At 41.0% G+C, this 21,867-nt stretch carries 15 protein-coding genes; 11 read left to right on the top strand and 4 right to left on the bottom strand.

Features of this window, described 5'->3' with window-relative positions:
- Window positions 1–17: 17 nt before the first annotated feature.
- The 6 genes from M2444_RS11070 to M2444_RS11045 all read left to right on the top strand — a co-directional run bounded on the left by M2444_RS11070 (window position 18) and on the right by M2444_RS11045 (window position 6,910).
- Window positions 18–1,115, top strand: a complete 1,098-nt coding sequence (locus tag M2444_RS11070) for a GerAB/ArcD/ProY family transporter (RefSeq protein ID WP_280786957.1) — start codon at window positions 18–20, stop codon at window positions 1,113–1,115.
- Window positions 1,112–2,524: a spore germination protein gene (locus M2444_RS11065; RefSeq protein ID WP_094877015.1), complete on the top strand. Its 1,413-nt coding sequence runs from the start codon at window positions 1,112–1,114 to the stop codon at window positions 2,522–2,524. Before M2444_RS11070 ends, M2444_RS11065 begins: the two co-directional genes overlap by 4 nt.
- On the top strand, window positions 2,521–3,678 hold the full coding sequence (locus M2444_RS11060; RefSeq protein WP_094871473.1) for a Ger(x)C family spore germination protein: 1,158 nt from the start codon (window positions 2,521–2,523) through the stop codon (window positions 3,676–3,678). Before M2444_RS11065 ends, M2444_RS11060 begins: the two co-directional genes overlap by 4 nt.
- Before the next feature lie 121 nt (window positions 3,679–3,799).
- Window positions 3,800–4,447: a hypothetical protein gene (locus M2444_RS11055; protein WP_280786956.1), complete on the top strand. Its 648-nt coding sequence runs from the start codon at window positions 3,800–3,802 to the stop codon at window positions 4,445–4,447.
- A 150-nt stretch (window positions 4,448–4,597) separates the two neighbouring features.
- Window positions 4,598–5,407, top strand: coding sequence for an acyltransferase domain-containing protein (locus M2444_RS11050; RefSeq protein ID WP_094871471.1), 810 nt, complete (start codon window positions 4,598–4,600; stop codon window positions 5,405–5,407).
- Between the two features lie 264 nt (window positions 5,408–5,671).
- Entirely contained in the window at window positions 5,672–6,910 is a 1,239-nt protein-coding gene (locus M2444_RS11045; protein ID WP_094871470.1) for an RICIN domain-containing protein, read from the top strand.
- A gap of 131 nt (window positions 6,911–7,041) precedes the next feature.
- Here the strand turns inward: M2444_RS11045 and M2444_RS11040 are convergent, their stop codons facing one another.
- Together M2444_RS11040 and coaA are read right to left on the bottom strand one after the other, a co-directional pair.
- The gene (locus tag M2444_RS11040) at window positions 7,042–8,046 is read right to left on the bottom strand and encodes a glycosyltransferase family 8 protein (protein WP_094877018.1); all 1,005 of its coding nucleotides are present in this window, start codon (window positions 8,044–8,046) and stop codon (window positions 7,042–7,044) included.
- A 159-nt stretch (window positions 8,047–8,205) separates the two neighbouring features.
- Window positions 8,206–9,141 (bottom strand): type I pantothenate kinase, encoded by a 936-nt coding sequence (gene coaA, locus M2444_RS11035; protein ID WP_280786955.1) that lies wholly within the window; start codon window positions 9,139–9,141, stop codon window positions 8,206–8,208.
- Between the two features lie 280 nt (window positions 9,142–9,421).
- On the opposite strand from coaA, the gene M2444_RS11030 reads away from it, so the two are divergent.
- Together M2444_RS11030 and M2444_RS11025 are read left to right on the top strand one after the other, a co-directional pair.
- The gene (locus tag M2444_RS11030; protein ID WP_280786954.1) at window positions 9,422–10,507 is read left to right on the top strand and encodes an alpha/beta hydrolase family protein; all 1,086 of its coding nucleotides are present in this window, start codon (window positions 9,422–9,424) and stop codon (window positions 10,505–10,507) included.
- A gap of 51 nt (window positions 10,508–10,558) precedes the next feature.
- The gene (locus M2444_RS11025; protein ID WP_094870966.1) at window positions 10,559–11,209 is read left to right on the top strand and encodes a suppressor of fused domain protein; all 651 of its coding nucleotides are present in this window, start codon (window positions 10,559–10,561) and stop codon (window positions 11,207–11,209) included.
- Window positions 11,210–11,242: 33 nt separating this feature from the next.
- Here M2444_RS11025 and M2444_RS11020 read toward each other — a convergent pair whose 3' ends face one another.
- Window positions 11,243–11,422 (bottom strand): hypothetical protein, encoded by a 180-nt coding sequence (locus M2444_RS11020; RefSeq protein WP_280786953.1) that lies wholly within the window; start codon window positions 11,420–11,422, stop codon window positions 11,243–11,245.
- Window positions 11,423–11,808: 386 nt separating this feature from the next.
- On the opposite strand from M2444_RS11020, the gene M2444_RS11015 reads away from it, so the two are divergent.
- Together M2444_RS11015 and M2444_RS11010 are read left to right on the top strand one after the other, a co-directional pair.
- Window positions 11,809–12,846, top strand: coding sequence for an NADH:flavin oxidoreductase/NADH oxidase (locus M2444_RS11015; protein ID WP_280786952.1), 1,038 nt, complete (start codon window positions 11,809–11,811; stop codon window positions 12,844–12,846).
- A 164-nt stretch (window positions 12,847–13,010) separates the two neighbouring features.
- Window positions 13,011–13,448, top strand: coding sequence for a MarR family winged helix-turn-helix transcriptional regulator (locus M2444_RS11010; protein WP_094870961.1), 438 nt, complete (start codon window positions 13,011–13,013; stop codon window positions 13,446–13,448).
- Between the two features lie 89 nt (window positions 13,449–13,537).
- On the opposite strand, the gene M2444_RS11005 is transcribed toward M2444_RS11010, so the two are convergent.
- Complete coding sequence (locus tag M2444_RS11005; protein ID WP_280786951.1) at window positions 13,538–14,695, bottom strand: HupE/UreJ family protein; 1,158 nt, start codon at window positions 14,693–14,695, stop codon at window positions 13,538–13,540.
- 255 nt (window positions 14,696–14,950) lie between these two features.
- On the opposite strand from M2444_RS11005, the gene M2444_RS11000 reads away from it, so the two are divergent.
- Window positions 14,951–21,853, top strand: a complete 6,903-nt coding sequence (locus tag M2444_RS11000) for an S-layer homology domain-containing protein (RefSeq protein ID WP_280786950.1) — start codon at window positions 14,951–14,953, stop codon at window positions 21,851–21,853.
- The last annotated feature ends 14 nt before the right edge of the window (window positions 21,854–21,867 follow it).

Genomic DNA, 21,867 nt, shown 5'->3' with positions numbered 1-21,867 from the left:
GAATTGGGGGGATGTATGTGCCGGGAAGTCGTGGGATTCCAGTATCTCAAGGATTTATGCTGATGATGTTGACCGCAGGACTAACCAATCACGTAATGATTATCCCTGTGCTGCTGGAGAAATCGGGGAGAGACGCTTGGATCACAGTGATCCTGGGGGCTATCCTATTTATTCCTTGGGTACTTTTTCTATATGCAATTATGAAAAAAATAGGGAATAGAACCTTGAAATTAGCCATAGATGAAGGCAGTGGTAAGTGGGCTAGAAGACTTGTAATGTGCATGATAAGTTTATATTTATTTTTCTTTGCCCTTTATACTTTAAAGGAAGTTATTGATTGGACCAAATCTACGTACTTACTAGAAACCCCTGTAACGGTTACAACATTAGTATTAGTTCTGCTATGTGTGGCTACAGCGTATTCAGGTATCCTAACTATAGGTACCGCTGCGGGTATTCTGCTCCCTATGGTTGTAGTATTGGGTTTTTTTGTTTCATTTTCCAATGCAAAATATAAGAATTATAATATGTTGTTACCTGTTTTAGAAGATGGAATTACACCAGTACTACATGGATTGCCAGCGATACTTGGGGGTTTTACACAATTTATATTAGTGATCTTTCTTCGCCCGCATCTTAAAAAAAATCCCAAACTGCTCACTGTTGCCGCTTTTCATTTTATTTTGGTTATGCTCACGCTTGGTCCGACCATGGCTGGAATCTCCGAATTTGGGCCCGAAGAGATGAGAATTCAACGTTACCCGGCGTATGAACAATGGAGGCTGGTGAAGCTCGGTAAATTTATCGAGCATGTAGATTTTCTTTCTATCTTTCAATGGTTAAGCGGTGCGTATATCTCCATTTCACTTTGTATGTACCTAATGTCAGAGTATCTATTTCCTGCTTCCAAACGTTTAGTCGGAATTTTTTGTTCTGCGGTTCTGATGGCGGGTTTGTGTATTATGCCACTTAGTAATCTGCGAATGTATCATTACATTGGCGATCATATTCTTGTGATTTCTACCGTATATACAACAGTGCTGCTTGTACTTTTGTATTTGTTTATCGGTCGTTCAGAACCAACCAGTTCCGACTTAGGAGGGAAAACATCATGATTGTCACGGAAGAAAGCTTGAAGCAACGGTTTAAGGATTGTGAAGACGTTCACTTTAAAATCTATCCCGGATATAATGTGGGGGATAAGCCGTGGGGAATTCTCATTTTTGATAAAATGATGTGCGATTCTGTGACGATTTCAGAGACTTTCCTACCGGTTATCCATCGATTATGGGGCCAATCCTTAACCGATCAGCAGCCTGCTAAACCAACCCAACTGGAAGCTCAACTATCATTAAAGAAATTGCCGGCCGATGAAAAAAGTATTATTCAAAATGTATTTTCTGGTTATGCGGTTCTTTTGTTTCCAGACCAAAGTGACTGTTATGCTTTTAACGCTCCAAGCAACATCAATCGGACACCTGAGGATGCCAGCACTGAAATTTCCGTTAAAGGTGCGCGGGATGGCTTTGTAGAAAGTCTGGAGGTAAATGTAGCACTAATTCGTAAAAGATTAAAGACAACGGATTTGATATATACCTCATACACGCTAGGAGAAGTTGCTGGCGTAAATGTGGGGGTGCTCTATCTGAAGGAGCGGGTAATTCCGGAGATGGTTACGGAAATTGAAGACAGGTTAAACAGCTATACTGGTGATGCACCATCAGGCATTGGAGAACTGATAGAGCATATATCCCCTTATAAGTTCTCATTACTCCCTATATTTGATTATAGCGGTAGGCCTGATTTCACCCATGATTCCTTAATGAGAGGCCGCCTCATTCTGATCCTCGATGGAAATCCAGTTGCACTGATTGCTCCAGCTAGTTTTATGCAGCTGTTATTTTCTGCTGAAGATCCTCACCTTCCATTTTATTTTGCCTTTCCATGGCGTGTTCTACGCTTGCTTGGTGTTATCATTTCCATCTTCTTGCCAGGATTTTATATTTCCTTGATGTCCTATCATCAAGATCAAATCCCATTTTCACTCCTGTCCACCGTAGCGAATACTCGACTGGGTTTACCTTTTCCAGGTGCCTTTGAAATGCTCCTGATCCTTTTTCTAATGTCTCTGCTTCGTGAGGCCGGGAGCCGAATGCCCTCCTCAGTTGGTGGAACTATAACGGTTGTATCAGGGATTATCATAGGAGATGCAGCTATACGTGGTGGACTATTCTCGCCAACGGTGACAGTTATTGCTGCCATGTCCTTTGTTGCTGGTGCAACACTTGCTAATCAGGATTTTGTATATAGTCAGACCCTGATGAGGATCTTTACGCTATTTTTTTCTTCTGTACTTGGGTTATTTGGTTTTTTTATTTCAGTTTTTTTTCTCATTCTTTACACCTCTAGTCATCGGCCATTTGGGCAACCCTTTTTGGCACCCTTCTCACCCTTTTCTATCCAAAAGATTCTGCGTAATTTCATGAGGCTTCCCGGGTTACGGAAAAAGGGTGGTTCTTTATGATTCGATCTGTTGCAGGATTATACATTCTGATGATCTCTCTCTCCCTGTTGTTGACTGGCTGTTGGGATATCCGCGAGGTTCAGGATATAAACTATATAAGTGCCATCGGTGTTGATTACAAAGATGGGGAATATATTATTTATGCTCAAATGCTTGATTTTTCTAGTGTTGCGAAGCAAGAGGGAGGGGGAGCTTCGCAGGAGATACCGGTGTGGGTAGGAAAGGGCCGTGGCAAAAATTTAGCAGATGCTCTGCTGGATATTTATAAGACGAATCAGCAGTATTTGTCCTGGGGTCAGGTTACAGCTCTTGTATTGACAGAGTCTGTACTGGAGCCTGAACGAATGGAACAGGTTTTTGATATTACAAACCGCTCAGAGGAAATCAGGTATACCAAGTGGGTTTATGGTACGCATGGAGATCTGAAGGATTTGTTTACAACAACACCATTTTTCAAGCTGTCACCTCTGCATTCCTTGCTACATGAGCCAATGGAGAGCTATAAGCAGCTTTCATTTATACGTCCAACGCAGTTTAATGATTTTATAATTCACTACAGGGAAAAAGCAGCTACTGCAGTGCTTCCCACACTATCTATTACGAGTGCCAACTGGAGCGAGGATATGAGGCAGCATCCTATACTCGAGATCGACGGAGCTTTTCTCATTAAGAATAAAGAGAGCAAAGGCTGGAAGAAGCGGAAGGAGCTCTTAGGAATCCGTTGGCTCGCAGATAGGAATACTCAGGCACCCGTCATCGTTGGTCCTCACGATGATCCTGTGGGGAGTGTGATGCTGCAACAGCCTCGATTCACTGTAGAGCTTATACCAACTAAAGATGGAATGAAGTATGGAATTAAAATAAAAGCACATGGTATGGTGCAAAGTATATACAAGAAAGTAGAAGTAGCGGAATTACAAAAGTTAACAGAGGATTCTCTAAGAGACGAACTGTTATCCACGTTCCGGTCAGCTGTAGCTATTGGAGCTGATCCTTATCAATTGTCACTGATTCTATTTCAAAGAAACAACAAAATTTGGAAACAATTTCAAGATAACGGAACTACATTGACGGAGAATTCTCTAGATAAGGAAAATATCGATGTGAATATAGATCTTCGTTTCTGGGGGCAGCGTAAAGATAATGTAAGGTAGTTAGAGCCGGCCAGTCATTGTGACGGGTTGGCTAAATTGTTATTGAAACTATAATTTGTCTATTATTAAAGTGTCAGTTCAATTCACTAGATGGTATGATAGGAGCGGGAGGGAATTTAAAATGACCAATGAGATTACAAATGAGAACGAAGAAACATTAAACGAGAACGAGGAAATAACCAATGATCCAGAAATGTCTGAGGAGGATATGAATAAGCTAGTGATGGCTGTTCATCATAACGGTCTCGTAGCTTTGAGAGTGCACTTTCAAGACGTTGAAGGACAAGTGTTGAATATGGAGGCCTACGGCCCGGTTTTTGTTTTTCACGTAAAGTCTGACTTAGACCATGTCTATTCTTGTGGCTTTTTTCTGCGTGAATTGATTGCAAGATTTCAATCGGGTAAGGACCCTGCAGCATGGATGGCTTCATTCTTTGTTGATCTGATGAAGATTGAGGGAGGCAAAACGCTTCCAAAACCGCCTTCAAGTGAAGAAGAAGCTAAAGCGATCATAGACAATGAGCTAGTTCCGCAATGTATTAAAGAAATCACCGAAGAATTTGCGCCAGAGGATGTACATGTTGGTCTAGCTTGGAACGAAAAACTAGGTCCGGTTTTTGAGGCTGGATTTCCAGCGATAAGCGATGGGAATAACGTTTGTGCGTTTCCACTGCATTTATTGTTAACGCACTTGCAATTGAATCGGGATCCTTCCGAGCTGCTTGTTCAAGGTATGTATAACATCCGCAAGGAGCATGGATTGGAGTAAAACAGGCTCTGAGCCCTGGCCATCCATAAAACAAAGAAACGGCGAAAATGCCGTTTCTTTGTTTTATTATGTGAAAAAATGAGTAATAGTGAGATATTCTTTTGTAAAGAGCGGTTATAGGCATTCCATAGGAACTAAGGAGGTTTTTTAGTGAATATCAGAGCATTGTGTGAAGGGATAAAGCTTGATCCAGCGGCTAGACAGCAAGTTTATGAGTTTCAGTTGAAAGAGGATGAATATCTAGTTTATAAACAACATTTTTACTTTGATAGATTTTCTTTTTTTGAATCCGTGAAACTCTCGGAGGGCTATCGAAAGCTGTTATTATATTTATTTGTGAGATTCGCAGTAGATGCTTATGAAGAGTATCGGATTCGTAACATTGAGGACGAGATCTATTATGATACATTCTCAGATATTCAGATCTGGTGCATGCAATGTATGCGTGATTACGGAGAGTATGGTATTGAAGAATATAACTGGCTGCAAGAGCATGTTCAGCTTCGGTTATTTCGTTTGGGAAGAATGCAATTTCAACCTTTTGCGATGGACCGTGATTTAGTCGTTGATGGTTATACAATCTTTACCAATCAACTCGTGCTTAATGTGCATATTCCAGCAGGAGAGCCTTTATCAGTTCAAAGTGTGGAGGAATCCTTTCAGTTAGCCAGAGCTTTTTTTAGAGGAATAACTCCAGTGTTTATTTGTCATTCATGGCTGCTTGATCCGGAACTAAGGGAGGTATTGAACCCAGAATCGAACATTATTAAGTTTCAAAGTCGGTTCTACATTTATGAAGTCGACAAAAGTTCCAAGGAAGCAGAAGAAAGAATATTTAGTAAACTAAGTATGACCCCTCAAGAGTACGTAGAGAACACTCAACTGCAACGGAGTGCAAAAGCTTTTTTAATTGCAGGAGGTAAACTAGGAAGTGGCTATGGGATTAAAGTACATAAGTAAGGTTGAAATCTTGGCATATTACGGATAGAGAAGACGTACACTGCAAATGAAGTGATGCTTTAACCTGACGCTGGCTGTAATAGCTGGTTTTGGGGATAGTGTTTTGTTTTTTTTAAAAACGAAACCGGTTTCAAATGTGCGAGCGCGCCGTGCAATGAAATCAATAAGATCAAAGAGGTGATTCTATTGGGCTGACCCTGGGCAGATATCGTCTTAAGCATTCCAGTGTCCTATAATTTTTTTATTTATTAGGAGGAGACGATGATGTTGAGAAAAGGAAAAATGCTAAGTCTATTTCTGCTGTTTACACTCATGATTGCTCTAGTGCCTACTGGTAATTCAAGTGCAGCTTCTAACTGGAATCTGGTATGGAGCGATGAATTTGACGGGAATTCTCTGAATACGAATAATTGGTCGGCTGAAATCGGCACAGGGAGCGGTGGCTGGGGTAACAATGAACTTCAGTACTATACTAGTCGTCCGCAGAACCTGCAAGTTACGGGTGGGAATCTGGTGATTACAGCGCAAAAAGAATCCTACGGTGGAATGAATTACACCTCTGCACGGATTAAAACACAAGGACTCAAAAGTTTTACCTATGGGAAAATCGAAGCTAGAATCAAGGTGCCTTCGGGTCAAGGACTCTGGCCGGCATTTTGGATGCTAGGATCAAATATTGATACAGTAGGTTGGCCTAAATCCGGTGAAACAGACATTATGGAACGTGTGAACAATAATGCTTTTGTTAATGGGACGGTACACTGGGATGCCAATGGGCATGCCGAGTATGGGCAGGTATCCGGAAATCTGGATTTCTCTCAATACCATGTGTACAGCGTTGAATGGGATGCGAATTATATCAAGTGGTTTGTAGATGGCAACCAATTTAATGCTTTTTATATTGAGAATGGAACGGGCAATACGGAGGAGTTCCAAAAACCCTTCTTTATCCTGCTAAACCTTGCTGTTGGTGGGAATTGGCCTGGAAGTCCAAACGCTTCAACTGCTTTCCCGGCGCAAATGCTGGTTGATTATGTACGTGTGTATCAATCCGCGCCTACCTCAAGCATCGTTAGTGGCGGGATTTATACCTTAGCCGACAAGGCTAGTGGCAAGGTTCTGGACGTAGTGGATGTATCCACAGCAAGTGGGGCGAAGATGCAGCAATGGACCAATTACACAGCTAATAACCAGAAATTCAAGGTGGAAAGTACAGGAGACGGCTACTATAAGCTGACAGCAGTGCATAGTGGAAAAGTCTTGGATGTGCCAAACTCATCAACCACCAGCGGTGTACAGTTGCAGCAGTGGGATGATAATGGTAGCAACGCTCAGCGGTGGAGTATTGTAGATGTAGGGGGTGGCTATTACAAACTAATTTCTAAAGTGAGTGGATTAGCTATGGATGTAAACGGAGCCTCAACGGCAGATGGCGCAGCGGTTCAGCAGTGGACGGATAATGGAAGCGATGCTCAGAAATGGTTTTTTACTAAAGTGAACTAAAAGGATCTTTATACGATCATGTTCAAGAAAAACGGCAGAGATGCCGTTTTTCAGAATGACGAGAAACCCATTTCATTGGATGACCTTGGGTTTCTCGAGAGCCTGAGTCCCTATTCAATAGGGGCTGCTTTTTAGCGTTTAATGCGTCGTTGGTTTTGTATTCTTGTATTGATTACAGTCCCTTTTCTTCTTCTAATCGTTCTAATTAATTTCAATTGAAACAGCGAAAGGGGTGAGATTCTTGTGCGAATCGTTTTAATTCTACGTCTATATATGATTCGTCTATTACTTTTTCGTATAAACCGCCGCTTAACATAGCTGACCTTCCGTCTTCTTCGTTTTAATTTGGCTTTAAAAGCTCTCCAAGGGGTTAGATTCAGGAACTTACGATACAGCGCAAATCCTGAGGAATCTTTATTCCAGCATTTCTCATCCCCGGCAAAATGGACAATTTTATTATTGTAGTCATGATCTGGGATGGCCATGTTAAATGAATTAAAACGGATATCGAGAGGGAGGTAATTCGCTCCAAAAACTGCATTTAGAACATCCTGATCAGGCATGGTGACATCAGGGAAAGTGCGCAAGAAGTTCAGCATCTCTTGGTACCAGTTCGTATTCTGGCGGATATTATTCAAAGCAAATACGATCACTCCAGAATTAAAATAAATCTCAGGATTCAGCCCTTTGGCGCTCACAATAGGTGCAACATCCATAATGCCCTGATCCCAAATCGCCCCTAAATATTTTTCATTCAGCTCGACCTGCCACAGCTCCGCGATGTCTATGTTTACCAATACATCACAATCCAGATAAATAATTTTGTCAGCAGGAATTAACGCGGGAAGCAGCAACCGGTACATACTTGCATGTGTCCACATATCGATAGCATTAATATTAGCAAGAACCTGGAGCATATCTTCGGGTAAAGTAATCGGATAAAAGCTAATCGTATGCTGATGTTTAGTGGTTAATCTGGTGAGCTTTCGTTTGTTAACTTCGGTTAAAGAGGCATCATGTAAAATATGAACATGGATTGGGGAACTTGTATGATGAAAAACTGACGCTAAAACGACACCGGCATGCTCTGCATATTTTCCATCCTTATCTTGAAAGGCTAAGGCGATTTCGATCATTTGATTTATCCTCTCTCTACATTAGTGTACGAATGTACCACAGTATACGTTTGCCCTGGCGAGAGGATAATGGCATTACACCTACGATATTCACCCAATTTTTATACATAAAAAAACCAAGCTCTGCAAATCAGAGACTTGGTTTGTGAGAGTACTGATTTATTTTCGGAGTTTAATGCGATCTATGTGATGATTATTATTTTTAAATAGAATAAGATCTGCACGATTTCTGGTAGGCAAAATATTGTGTATCAAATTTTCAAAATTGATTTCTTTCCATATTCTTTTCGAGATCTCGATAGATTCTTCTAGTGATAACTGCGCATATTTTTTAAAATAAGATTGCTCATCCTGGAAGGCGGTATCTCTAAGTTTAATAAACCGGTCAATATACCATTTCTCAATATTATTCACATCAGCATCCACATAAATTGAAAAATCAAAGAAATCAGATACAAAATAGTTTGGCACACATTGATTAATCGTCAAACTAGTCTGAAGAACATTTAACCCTTCAACAATTAGGATGTCCGGGTTCTCGATCGTAATAAATTCATTTGGCACGATATCATAAGTTAGATGCGAGTATACAGGACTTTGAACACTTGAAACACCAGACTTCACTTTAGTTAAAAATGAAATTAAACTACGTGTGTCGTAGCTTTCAGGAAATCCTTTTTTCTTCATGATTCCACGCTTTTCCAGCTCGGCATTGGGAAGTAAGAACCCGTCCGTTGTAACTAAATCAACTTTTGGATGGGAAGGTAATTGAGAAAGGAGCTTCTGAAGAAGTCTAGCGGTTGTACTCTTGCCAACAGCGACACTTCCGGCGATGCCTATGATAAATGGACCTTTTTTTAGATCGTTGTTAAGAAAGTGATTGATAGAATCTTTAAAGGTATGAGAGGCTTGAAGCTGCAAATATATCAACTGGGACAGAGGAAGATAGACCTCATTTACATCCTCAATCGAAATTTTATCGTTAATACTTTGGATATCACTAAGCTCTTTTTCTGATAATTGGATAGCGGTGAAATCGCTTAGTTTTTTCCAATCCTCACGTAAATAAAGTGTATATGCTGAATTATTCACCATTAAAGTTTCCACATCCCTGAATTTTTTAAAATATAAGAAAGAATAAGTTATGTACCTATGCTTTAAGTCTTATATTTCTCGAATAAACGCTTACCGTCCTTATAAGGACGCCGAAGGCGTTTACGCTTGGAGATTCACCTGCACTTAGGTATTATAACCGTTCATTCAACTTGATTCCATTCATAGCAATCGACATTAGTATGGACATTATGGAGAATTCATTTCAATAAACAGGAAAATAAATTAAAATATAGCGAACGAGAAGGAATGGAGTGGAACCATGGGAGTTTTTCGAAAAGTTGAAATATTAACGGATTACACGCGAAAAGGTACGTTCCAAGAAGAGTCTGAGTTCAGGAAAATCGTGATAAGTATTTATTATCCGGATCCGGATGGATTGCTCGAAAACAATGAATCTGAAATGAAATATATGGATCTTTTCCGGCCCTGTGAACAACAAGCAAGAGAAATTCTACAAGATATTGGAATGAATATGGATATCATAGGTGGATTATCTACCTCAATCAGCGAGGGAGCATTGCAACAAAAATCCAAACGATCCTATCCTGTCATTATCTACTCTCCTGCACTAGGCTTAGATAGAGATATGTATATTTACAATATACAAGCGCTGGTAAAGCAAGAATTCATCGTGGTAACCGTCAGTGCTGCTTATGAGGCGATGTTTACCGTTTGTCCCAGTGGAGAATTTATGAATCAATCAGAGGTGATGAGGACAATAGAGGCTACGGATTATACCGAATTACATCACTTAATATCTATTCGAAAAAAGGACATACAGCATGTATTAGATCACCTATCCAACCTGAATTCAAGAATGGGAATTTTTGATATGGATAAGGTTGGAATGATTGGACATTCAATTGGCGGTGCTACTGCATTAGATTTAACTATGGAAGATGATAGAATTAAAGCCGCAGTTTTATTAGATGCAAGCATGCATTTATATATTGAGAATGAAGTGAAGAATAATACGGTCCCCTTACTTGTATTAAGGCAAAAGGCTTCTGCTTTAGAAGCCTTAAGCAATATTTTACAGGAGAAAATAGCAAAGGATTTCATCAAAGGACAAGAAAAGCTTTTCCGGAATTGGAATGGATATAAATCTTTTTTGAAAATACGAAAGGCGACGCATATGTCCTTTAGTGATATGCCTCTTTTTGAGGAGGACGAAACTTTATATCAGAGAACTTGTGGGATTCATAATCAGATAAATGAGCTTGTTGCTAATTTTTTTCAAGAGCATTTATTAGATCAAGGGAAGGACTATTCTACATTCATTAGCCAAAATCATAGTGATTTCTGTAGGATCAATGGCAGTGGAGATGAAATTTCTGTAAATTAGCAATAAAAACCTCTCTTTTATACCGATAAACATATAAGGGAGGGATTATAAATGTATTCTGATCAGTCTAACCAGATGATATGCAATCATATTGAACAATACATAGGGGTAATTGATAATGTTTTTAAAGAGGTTATTTCAGACGTTCTGTCCATTGATATTTTAATTGTTAACCCGACGCCTGAGCGGAATTACTATACTTTAATTACATCAGGTATGAGTGAATTTGCGATGCAGGTTCCGGATGGCGCAGAAGAATATCAATATACTGAATTAATGATTTGCCTTCCTCCTACATGGAAGCTGTCTGATGAGGCTTTTAAGGATGAAAGAAATTATTGGCCTGTACGTGCCCTAAAAACGACGGCTAGGTTTCCACATGAATATAATACATGGCTCTATATGGGGCATACGCTAGTCAACGGTAATCCAGTACAGCCTTATAGTGAGGATACAGGATTTAAAGGGATGTTTGTGTGGGTGCCAGAAGTTGAAGATCAATCCGGATTTTTTAATTTGGAAATGAACAGTGAGAAAGTGGTGCACTTCTATACTTTAATTCCGCTTTTTGGAGAAGAGTTAGATTATAAAGTTAAGCATGGCGAGGAAGAATTACTTAATAAGTTAAATAAAATCGGGGTTACCGATGTTCTGAATCCTTCACGTAAAAATAGCTGCAAGAAGAGATTTGGACTCTTTTGAAAAACAAGAAAAACGGCTGAGGGCCGTTTTTTTTTATCCTTTGATTCCAAAAGCAATCCAGCGTCCATCGACATCTTCAATAACAAATTCCTTGTTATTATAGTCGGTGTTTATTAATGCTCGGACAATATTAACACCAGCGGCTTCGAATTCTTTCTCCAACTGCTCTTGCTGTTCCGTAATAAAATAGGCATCGTACCCATAGCCATACAATTCTCGATTAGGAATAACCTTTTGTCCTTGGGATTGTGTAAGGATAATTTCTGTATCATCACGATACAGGCAAATATGCGTTCCTCCGTATCTAAATAGGGCACAACTTGAAAGCCTAAGTACTTACTGACTATAATAAGCGGCAGTCTGCTCAATATTCAGAGTAGGAAAGATACTATGTGATTGTAAAATAGATACCCATATATTACCTTGCGGCAAAGATTTCAACAATACGTGGAGTTATTAAGCCGCAGGAGACATTCATGGTTGACACCATAGATATTCTATAATAATATACATGCATGAGCATACATTAATTAATTTCTGCTAAAACATGTTTTTAATGTTCATAATAAATTTAGTTTTTTATAAAGAGGAGAGATATCATGAAGAACTTGTTCACCCCGTATGAAATGAAGGATTTGAAATTGAAGAACCGCGTGGTTATGCCTCCAATGTGTCAGTATTCAGTGACTAACAAGGACGGAATCGCTACCGATTGGCATTATAATCATTATGTAAGCCGCGCCGTTGGCGGAACTGGATTGATTATTATTGAAATGACAGACGTGGATCCTGATGGACGGATTACTGATTTTGACCTTGGTATTTGGTCTGATGAGCAAATTCCTGCTCTGGCTCGAATTGTTGAAGCTTGTCATGCTTATGGTGCTAAAGTAGGAATTCAAATTGCTCATGCTGGGCGTAAGGCTGAAGATGCAGCAGTTCCTGTATCCTCTTCTGCCGTTCCATTTGACGCTGACTCCAAAACACCACGTGCCCTAACGACTGAAGAAGTGAAGGGTATGGTTGAGAAATTCCGTTTGGGCGTGAAGCGTGCGATTCAAGCGGGGTTTGATGTTATAGAGCTTCATGGTGCGCACGGTTATCTGATTCATCAGTTCCATTCCCCACTAACGAATCAAAGAACAGATGAATATGGCCAAGATTTGACCTTGTTTGGTACTGAAATCATTCATGCAGCGAAAAGTGAAATGCCTGAAGGAATGCCACTGATCATGCGCATCTCAGCTCAAGAATATGTTGAGGGAGGATATGGCATTAAAGAAAGCTTGGCCTTTAGTAAAGCTTATAAAGAAGCTGGCGCAGATATTTTCCATATCAGTGCAGGCGGTGAAGGTCCTATCGCGGCTGCTGGCAAACCAGGAACACATGCTGCGTATCAAGTACCTTTGGCAAGAGAGATCAAATATGGTTTGAATGTACCGGTGATTGCTGTAGGAAGATTGGATGAACCCGCTCTTGCTAATGCAGTCATTGGGAATGAGGAAGCAGATCTTGTTGCAGTTGGTCGGGGGATGCTGAGAAATCCATATTGGACGCTGGAGGCTGGGGTTGAGCTTCAGCAAGACCCGGGTGTTCCTAGGCAGTATGCCTTTGGATTTCCTAGAATTAAAGGCTAAGGACTAACGAAATTAAATTGTATCATTTGGAAAGACCGACTTCTTGGAGAAACGGTCTTTTCTCTTTTTTGGATTAAGCTTGGCACAATGGATGTGGAGTGTAGTACTATTATATAGAAGAAAAAATTCATGAATAGTCATACGCTCAGGAGATGAAGAGATAGATGGACAAAATTCTTAACAATGACCTTATCGCGAATTGGTTGACGTTAACCCACATACAAATGAATGTGACGAATGAATTAGAAGTTAATTTGCAAGCGAATCATGGCTTATCTTTAAAAGAGTTCTATTTGTTATTATTCTTGTCGGAAGCCCCAGAGAAAAAACTGAAATTGCAGAAGCTCGAATCTATGGTTGGTTTAAGCCAAAGTGCCGTTTCACGACTAGTTAGCCGGTTTGAAGCTAAGGGCTGTGGAGCTTTAGAGAGAAGAGCATGCGATAGTGATCGCAGAAGTATTTATACCTCCTTAACCTCCATTGGTGAGGCCAAGCTCATCCGTGCACAAGAAACCTTTAAAGACACGCTAATGACGGCATTCCCGGAAAAAGATGTGGAACAGCTTCTAGAGCAAATGCTTCGCTTGAAGCGGCAATCATGAATCAGCTCAAAAAAACCTCTGTTTAGGTGAATGGATCGTATCTCCATTTCCCATGCAGAGGTTTTTTGCATAAGACTAAAGGACTTATTCTAAAAGAACAATCTCTCCACTAGCCAAAAGGCGCCAAGTGCAGTAATTAGCCACGAACCATAAGCGATAACCGGTTTGTAGAAATTTCTTTTTTGGAGAAAAATAAGCACCGGAAGCAAAACAATCACAATACATAATTGGATGAATTCAATGCCTACATTAAAGCTCACCAGATCCACAGCCAAATGTGCTTTTGGCAAGTTCATTTCTTGAAGAATATCCGCAAAGCCAATGCCATGAATGAGTCCGAACAGGAAAGTTATGAGCGCGCGGAAACGGATTTTTTTACGGAAAATATTCTCAAGCGCTACATAACAAATACTGAGTGCAATGACAGATTCAACAACTCGTGAAGGTAAGGAAATCCAGCCCAGAACTGCGAGTGTTAACGTAATGCTGTGTGCTAAAGTGAATGCTGTGATAATTGCAGCATATTGTTTGAGCGTTTGTTTTCTTAATAGTAGAGCGAATAAGAATAACAAGTGATCATAACCCGTAAGAATATGGTTCATTCCCAGTTTGAAAAAAGAAAACCAATCGGATGAGGACCCAGAACTACCTGATGAGGACGAATTGGTGGATGATGATAATTGCTGCTCCTGTTGATCCTCTGTTAGCAGCAGGGTCCACGTCCGGTCTTTTCCTTGCATTACCGTTTCGCTAGTCTGATTTCCGTTATGTGCAGTAATTAAATTGACATACGGTGAACTTGTAGCTTGTGAATAAAGGCCGTCATTGATCGCGATGGTTTGTCCAGGCTCAAAGGCAGGATAGGTAGAATTCCAGGTAAGAACCTCTTTATCCCCTTTTTTATCAAGGAAGAGATCTTGAAGCTCTGGAGCTTGCTGTTGATCATTCATTTCCAAGATGACGCTATCTTCGATCCATTCTTCTAAACGATGCTTATTACTCTCAATCTCATTCTCTTCCAATATTCCATTTCCGTTTATATCCACATTATCCATGCTTTCAATGATCGAAATGACGTCCAATGAAAATGAAAAATCGGTCTTGTCCTTATCAAAAGTAACGGTGGTATAACTGGCACTAAGTGGATGTGCGGAAGCCGTTAGTTGAGAAGAAGTCATGGAAATAAGGAAAATTACAATAAAGATTAATGATTTTAATAGATTGGAGCGATTCTTACGAGCTGACAAAGTTGTTCCCCCTTGAAGATAAATATGTATTTAATGATGTTATTACAGTTGATCATAATCTTAAATTGTCATTGGAGTGTTAAGTGAAAAGATAATATGAGGGAGTTTTTTAGCGAATTATTTAATAAAATTTAAAAAGTCTAATTATTTTTTAATTAAAATTTACAAAACGAAATAAAACGAAGACAACTCGTTTACAAAGGAGGTTTATTATGAAAGTCTAACTGATTAGTAACACGAGGAGGAATTTTGTTCATGAGTTTGAAGTTTGAGAAAGTGAAAAAACGGACAAGTTTAGCATTAGCTGTATTGCTGTTCTTGTCTATGATTCCGCAAGGTTTGCTATTGCCTAAGGCTGCAGGAGCTGCTTCTGCGCATGTAGTAATCAGCCAAGTATTTGGTGGGGGAGGGAATAATGGAGCTCCATATTCCTATGATTTTATAGAGCTGTATAACCCGACTGACTATGATGTAGATTTGAATGATTATGCTGTTCAGTATGCTGCAAAGGCGGGAGTATTTACGGCTGCTACCTCAGGGACCGTAAGTATGACACCACTCACAGGTAAAATGATTAAATCACATGGATTCTTACTGATACAGGGTGCCAAGGGAGCTAATGCTCCGGCAGATCTTCCTGTTCAAGCAGATGTGATTGGAAATATAAATTTATCAGGAACGGATGGTAAGGTTGCACTCACAAGCAAACAGGCTGCCATTTCTGGCGTTTCAGATTCTAGTGTGGTTGACTTTCTGGGCTTCGGTGGTGCCAACGAGTCAGAAGGAACGAAATTATCTGCCCTAAGCAATTCAACCAGTGCACAACGGAAATCAGAGGATGGAAGTAACACTGGACCAGGTAAAGGTGCTGGACTAGATACTGATAACAACAGTACGGATTTCGTTGTGGGCCCCGTTCTAGCTCCAAGAAACTCTGCTACACCAGCTATTGTGATTACCAAAAGTTCACAACCGCTTGGACAGAACATTCAATTCACTAATGAAGGTACACTAGGTACGGTCACAGGAAATATTGCGTCTGTTACAGCAGATACATATGTATCCTTATATCTAAATGATCCAAGTACAGGTTCAGTTGTGGTTACGAATGCTGTTTATGCAGATGCGTCAGGGGCATTTAACAATTTAACCTTTGATAATATTGGCGGCAATACACAAGTTTACCTAACGGCTAAAGATCTGGATAAAAGTGCAAGTAGTCCTGTAGTTATTCGTTTGGCTGTGCCTAGTGCAGCTCTTAATCCGGACAAGCTTAACTATTATCTTGATTCCCAAGGCGGAGGTAGAATTGTAGGAGCTGCAGGTGCTGCTGTTCCTAATTCAACAATCTACAGCTACAATAGCTCCACAACTGGAAGCCGTAACTCCAATACAACAGATGGAAAAGACTATGTTGTTGCTGGAGCAGATGGATCGTTCACCTTTACTTTCACAGGTGGTACGGATGATGTTTATGTAGCACAGTTGACCGTCAACTCTAATGGTAGAAATTTGGAGGGTCCTCGAACTGTAGTTACTAAAGAAGACACATCTGTTATTACACCGATCAGTACGATACACACGAATGATAGCAACGGTAAATCGGATAAAATTAATCAAGTATTTACGATTCAAGGTGTAGTCATTGGTAATAATGAATTGACTGCAAGCAATACATTCTATATGCAAGATGCTACAGGAGGAATCGCGGTCTTTGGAACCCTTCCAACGGGTGTTACAGTAACTCAAGGTGATTTAGTTACAGTCACAGGTGCGATTCAATTTTATAATGGCTTAACAGAAATAACCCCTACGAAAGTTGTGAAGAATGGAAAAGCCGCGCTTCCTATTCCTACAGAATCTACTTTGTTAGATTTAATCAACTACACAAAGGCAGAACCACTGGAAGGAACATTAGTTCAATTCACAGGTAAAATCACTAACATTCCAGCGATGGCTGGTAATGGGTATAACATTACCGTTGCTGAGACAGTAACGAACAAAACGATTACGGTTCGTGTTACTACAGCTAGTGGAATTGATGTTCCGACCAAACTGGAGAAGGATTTAACCTACATATTTACCGGGATATTCAGTCAGTATGTGTCAGGTACTACTTTTAAGAGTGGGTATCAGGTATTTCCTAGATCCACCGATGATGTGAAAGAAGTTAAAGAGCTTGCACTTACACATCAAGCGATTACACAGGCTTATACGAATGCAGATATTCAATTTGCCGCTAAAGCTAAAAATGCTGATTCTGTAATTATTCACTACAGAACCATTGGTGGGGTATATGCATCATTACCTATGAATACTACTGATGGCAGCAGCTACACAGCACATTTGAATTCTAGCTTTGTTGCTTCAGGTAGTAGTTTTGAGTATTACGTAGAAGCTAAGATGGGTGAAGTCACTAAGCAGTCGGGCACACCGGATGCACCCTTTAAGGTTTCTGTAGTTGAGGATACATTTGCACCTGAGTTTTTCGAAGAGACTCCAATGTCAGGTACGAAGATCGAAGATAGACAGCCAGCCATTTCTGTGAAATATGATGAGCCAAGCGGTTTGGATGCATCCTCTTTAGTCGTCAAGCTGGATGGAAAGACTGTTCCGGCTAGCATTAACGGAGATACCATCATGATTACCAATAGCAGCGAACTTGCGATTAGTGATCATACGGTTGTCGTGAATGTTAGTGATAACAAGCATAATGCCGGAACGTATAAATGGACTTTTACAATTACACCTATCTTTACAGGCGGTAACCACTATCGTGGAACCACTCATAATCACACGAATATTTCACATGATGCTGCGGGTACGCCTGAAGACGCATTGAAGGCAGCCGAAGCACATAACTATGATTTCTTCGCTTTTTCAGACCATTCGCATGATATTGATGCAGCGATGGTAGGCTCGGATACCGTAGATCATAAAGGTCAACCGGAACGTACGGGGGGAGAAGACTGGAAATTAACGAAGGATCTAGCGAAGCAATACACTAAAAATGATAGCTTTGTTGTATTCCCAGCGTTTGAAATGACTTCAACTACTTGGGGGCATTCCAATGTATTTGGAACCGATAATTTTATTGATCGTAAACAAAACTCAGGTCAATACCAAGATTTGAGTAAGTATTATGCATGGGTATTGACGTATGACGATATCGTGGCCCAGTTCAATCATCCCGATATGTCAGCGAACGCTTTTAATAATTTCGCACCCTATGACAAAAATGTTGATAAATTGTTCACCATGTTTGAGGTGGGTAATGGATCAGGTCATTATGGTTATGCGAATGCAGAAAGTAAATACTTCAAAGCGCTGGATTTGGGATGGCATGTAGCCCCAACTTATGGTGAAGATAATCATGATGGTACATGGGGACAGACCAATGCGAGAACAGTCATCGTATCCGATGATTTGTCGCAGGAATCTTTGCTGCAATCGATGCGCAATATGCGCGTGTACATGAGTGAAGATCCAAACTTTACTTTAGATGTTCTTGCGAATGGCAGTTACATGGGAGCAACCGTAAAGGGCAATACCCTTAACTTCTCCATCGCAGGAAAAGATGATGTTGCAGAAGATAAGAGTAAACCTGAATATAGCTATCTTAGCAGTTCCTATAAGTCTGATGATCGAGTGGCTAAGGTAGAGTTGATCACTAATGGCAATAAGATTATTAAAACAGTATCACCAATGACCAAAGACTTCACTTGGAGTCCTTCTGTTGAAGTAACGGGCGGTCAGCAATGGTTCGTGGTTAAGGTAACACAAATGGATGGTGAGCAAACATATTCCGCACCAATTTGGTCACAAGATGTAACTACAGATATTAAGATTAGCGGTATTAATATTGTAGGCAACAGCTTGGTTTCCGGTAGTCCGACTACCTTGGAAGCGGGATTAACTAACCTTGGATCACAGGATCTAAGTAATCTTAAAGTTCACTTCTATTATGATGTTGTGGACTCGGCTCATTTGATTAATGAAGTTGTAGTTCCTTCCGTATTATCAAAAGGTACGGCAACGGCGCAAGTGTTATGGTCCAATCCAGTTCAAGGCAATCATAAATTAATTGCAGTTGTAGATGCGCCGCCTGGCGATTCACCCGATGATAATCAGTTCGAATTGGAAGTGACTATCAAGGCTTCCTTGGGAATTAAAGTATTGATCGATGCCTCGCATAAAAATGAGAATACATCGACCGATGGAAGTACGTATAAAGACAATTTGAAAAGTTTCACCACACAGCTTCGGCAGGAAGGATACACTGTCGTAGAGAACACCGGAGCTATCACAGATGCAACATTGACCGATGTAAGTGTACTAATGTTTACACATCCTTCGGCCGCTGTGACTGATGCTGAAAGCACGGCGATAAAAGATTTTGTAGCGCGCGGAGGTTCATTGTTCTTAACAGAGAAGAGTAATAATGGTAGCTCAAAGCCTACGATTAGTAATGAGCTATTACAGAAGATAGGATCTACGATCCAGGTGAGTAATGACGGTATTTTTGACACAAGTCCTGAGGGTAACTTCTGGTCTCAACCTATAGGAACGAACACGTATACAGTTAGATTACATCCAGGATTAGTGAAAAACTATATTACAGACCGGGCATTGACCGTTGAGTATTACAGTGGGGCCAGCTTGGAAAAAGTCGGACATCAAGCATTAACAGATACGGATAAAGTTACCGTCCTTGTTACAGGAAATGAAACGACGTTTCAAGATAAGATCGCTGCCGGCGGATACGTTTATGATACCGTCGATGACGGTGTTGGTGGCTCTGCAATTCCTGCAATAGCTTCAGAAGAAGTAGATAAGGGACGTATTATTGTCTCCGGTATGAACTTTGTGAATGATAAGCAATTGGATGAATCTTATAATCCTAAGGGCAACAATGAGCTTGGATTGAATTCTATCAATTGGCTGGCTCACAGAGAAACAAAGATCGACACGATCGCTAGTCTTAAAACACAACCAGAAGGAACAGCTGGAGTAGTTGAGGGAACAGTCGTTACGGGCTCGGACATCTTCTTCGATGCGTTCTATGTTCAGGATGCTTCTGGCGGGATTATGGCCTTTAAAGAAGTTCCTGAGAAAAGTTTGGTTGAAGGGGATACCGTACGAATTTACGGAAAAACGAAGCTATTCGAGAACAACTATGAACTTGAATTTGATTCGTTCGTGATGGACGTAATTAAAACAGGACATACGGATCCGGTACAACCACTTACATTAACTACAGCACAGGCTAGTTTGGATAGTAACCAAGGGCTGTTAGTAAAAGTGACGGGGAAGGTTCGTTCGCAATTCGATGAGAACTCCTATGTTATTGATGATGGCTCAGGTCCAATTCTGGTCTTTGCCGATGGATATATCGTGAAACAGAGTGGTCCTGTTCCGGTATTGGCTATCGGCGATACATTGGTAGCTGTGGGAGTTACTGGAAAGAATACGGAAGGAACTCGCATCCGTGTGCGGAATACGAAGGAACTGGCAAAAGGTACTGATGTGCCCACACCTACGGCAACAGTTTCGCCAGCGCCAACGGAAACACCAGTTGTGACGCCAACGGCAACAGCAACGCCAGCGCCGACGGCAACACCGACGCCGACGCCGACAGCAACGCCGACGCCGACAGCAACGCCGACGCCGACACCAACGGCGACGCCGACGCCAACGCCGATAGCAACGCCGACGCCGACAGCAACGCCGACGCCGACAGCAACGCCGACGCCGACAGCAACGCCGACGCCGACACCGACAGCAACGTCGACGACGACACCGACGGTAGAACCAACAGGAACACCAGTAGTGACACCGTCTCCAGATCCGACGTCACCAGTATCGGTATGGACACCATCACCAACGCCAACTGCAAAACCAACAGCAACATCAGTACCTACAGATCATGCGGCACAGTTGGATAACGTTAAGATTGCAACGATAACTGAAGTGGGTAAGGATGGTGTGACATACGATAAAGTATCTGTCGATGCCAATGCACTTACCAAAGCACTTCAAGCACATATGCAAGCGGTTCTAGGAATGGAGCTTTCCACGAATCCTATTAAAATCGAACTGCCATTACAGGCGTTTGCACCAACGGATGGTTCTAGATTGAACTCCAGTCTGAAGATTGAGAGCAGTCAGTTCTTCTATAATCTTCCTTCAAGTGTGATTCCTACGGCAGAGCTATTAAGAAGTCTGGGTGTGGATATTAAAGATATCAACATCACTATAATGATTTCTAAAGTGGATGAGCAACAAACCGGACTTATTAATCAAGCAGCCAACCAAAAGAGTGGCAGCTTGCTAAGTCCAGCATTTAAGTTTGAAATCACTGCTGAAGGCAATGGAAAGACGGTTAAGATTAATAACTTTGGTACGACTTATGTGTCCAGAGGGATAGCGCTGGATACAGCACTTGATCCACAAATTAGTACCGGAGTCCGTTTTGACGAAGCAAGTGGAGAGCTTGTATTCGTGCCTACTTACTTTACAGTGACAGGCAACAAAACTTTGGCAGACATGAAACGAAATGGAAACAGCATCTACACAGTCATTCACTCTGATGTTACGTTTAATGATATTAAAGGACATTGGGCGCAGAGCGATATCGAGCTTCTTGCTTCTAAATTAATTGTTAAGGGTGAAACTTCTACACATTTTGCACCTGAGCAGCAAATTACAAGAGCGGAGTTCGCAGCTTTACTAGTACGGTCACTTGGGCTGGATGCTCAAGGGACGACGGTGAAGTTCAAGGATGTGAAGGCGAGTGATTGGTTCTATGGCGCTGTTGCCGCGGCAACAGATGCGAAGATTGTAAATGGGTTTGAAGATAACAGCTTCCACCCATTAGTACCGATTAGCCGTGAAGAAATGGCAGTGATGACGCTTCGTGCACTGACCTATGCAGGTTATACTTCATCTGTTGCGACGAATCATAACGCTCTATTAGCTTCTTACAAGGATAATAGTGCCATTGGAAGCTGGGCTAAGGAATCGGTCTCCGAATTATTAGCTAGTCAGGTTATGAATGGGATGACAGAGACGACCTTCGCTCCTAAAGCGTTGGCTACTCGTGCGCAAGCGGTTAAGATTCTCAAGCAATCACTGCAATTGATTAAATTTATGAACTAATGGAACTAAAGAAA

Origin of the sequence: Paenibacillus sp. PastF-3 (assembly GCF_029893135.1) — a bacterium.
Taxonomy (GTDB): Bacteria; Bacillota; Bacilli; order Paenibacillales; family Paenibacillaceae; genus Paenibacillus_AQ; species Paenibacillus_AQ nitricinens.
Note: the sequence above shows the minus strand (reverse complement) of the source record. Positions and strands in the feature narration are given on the sequence as shown.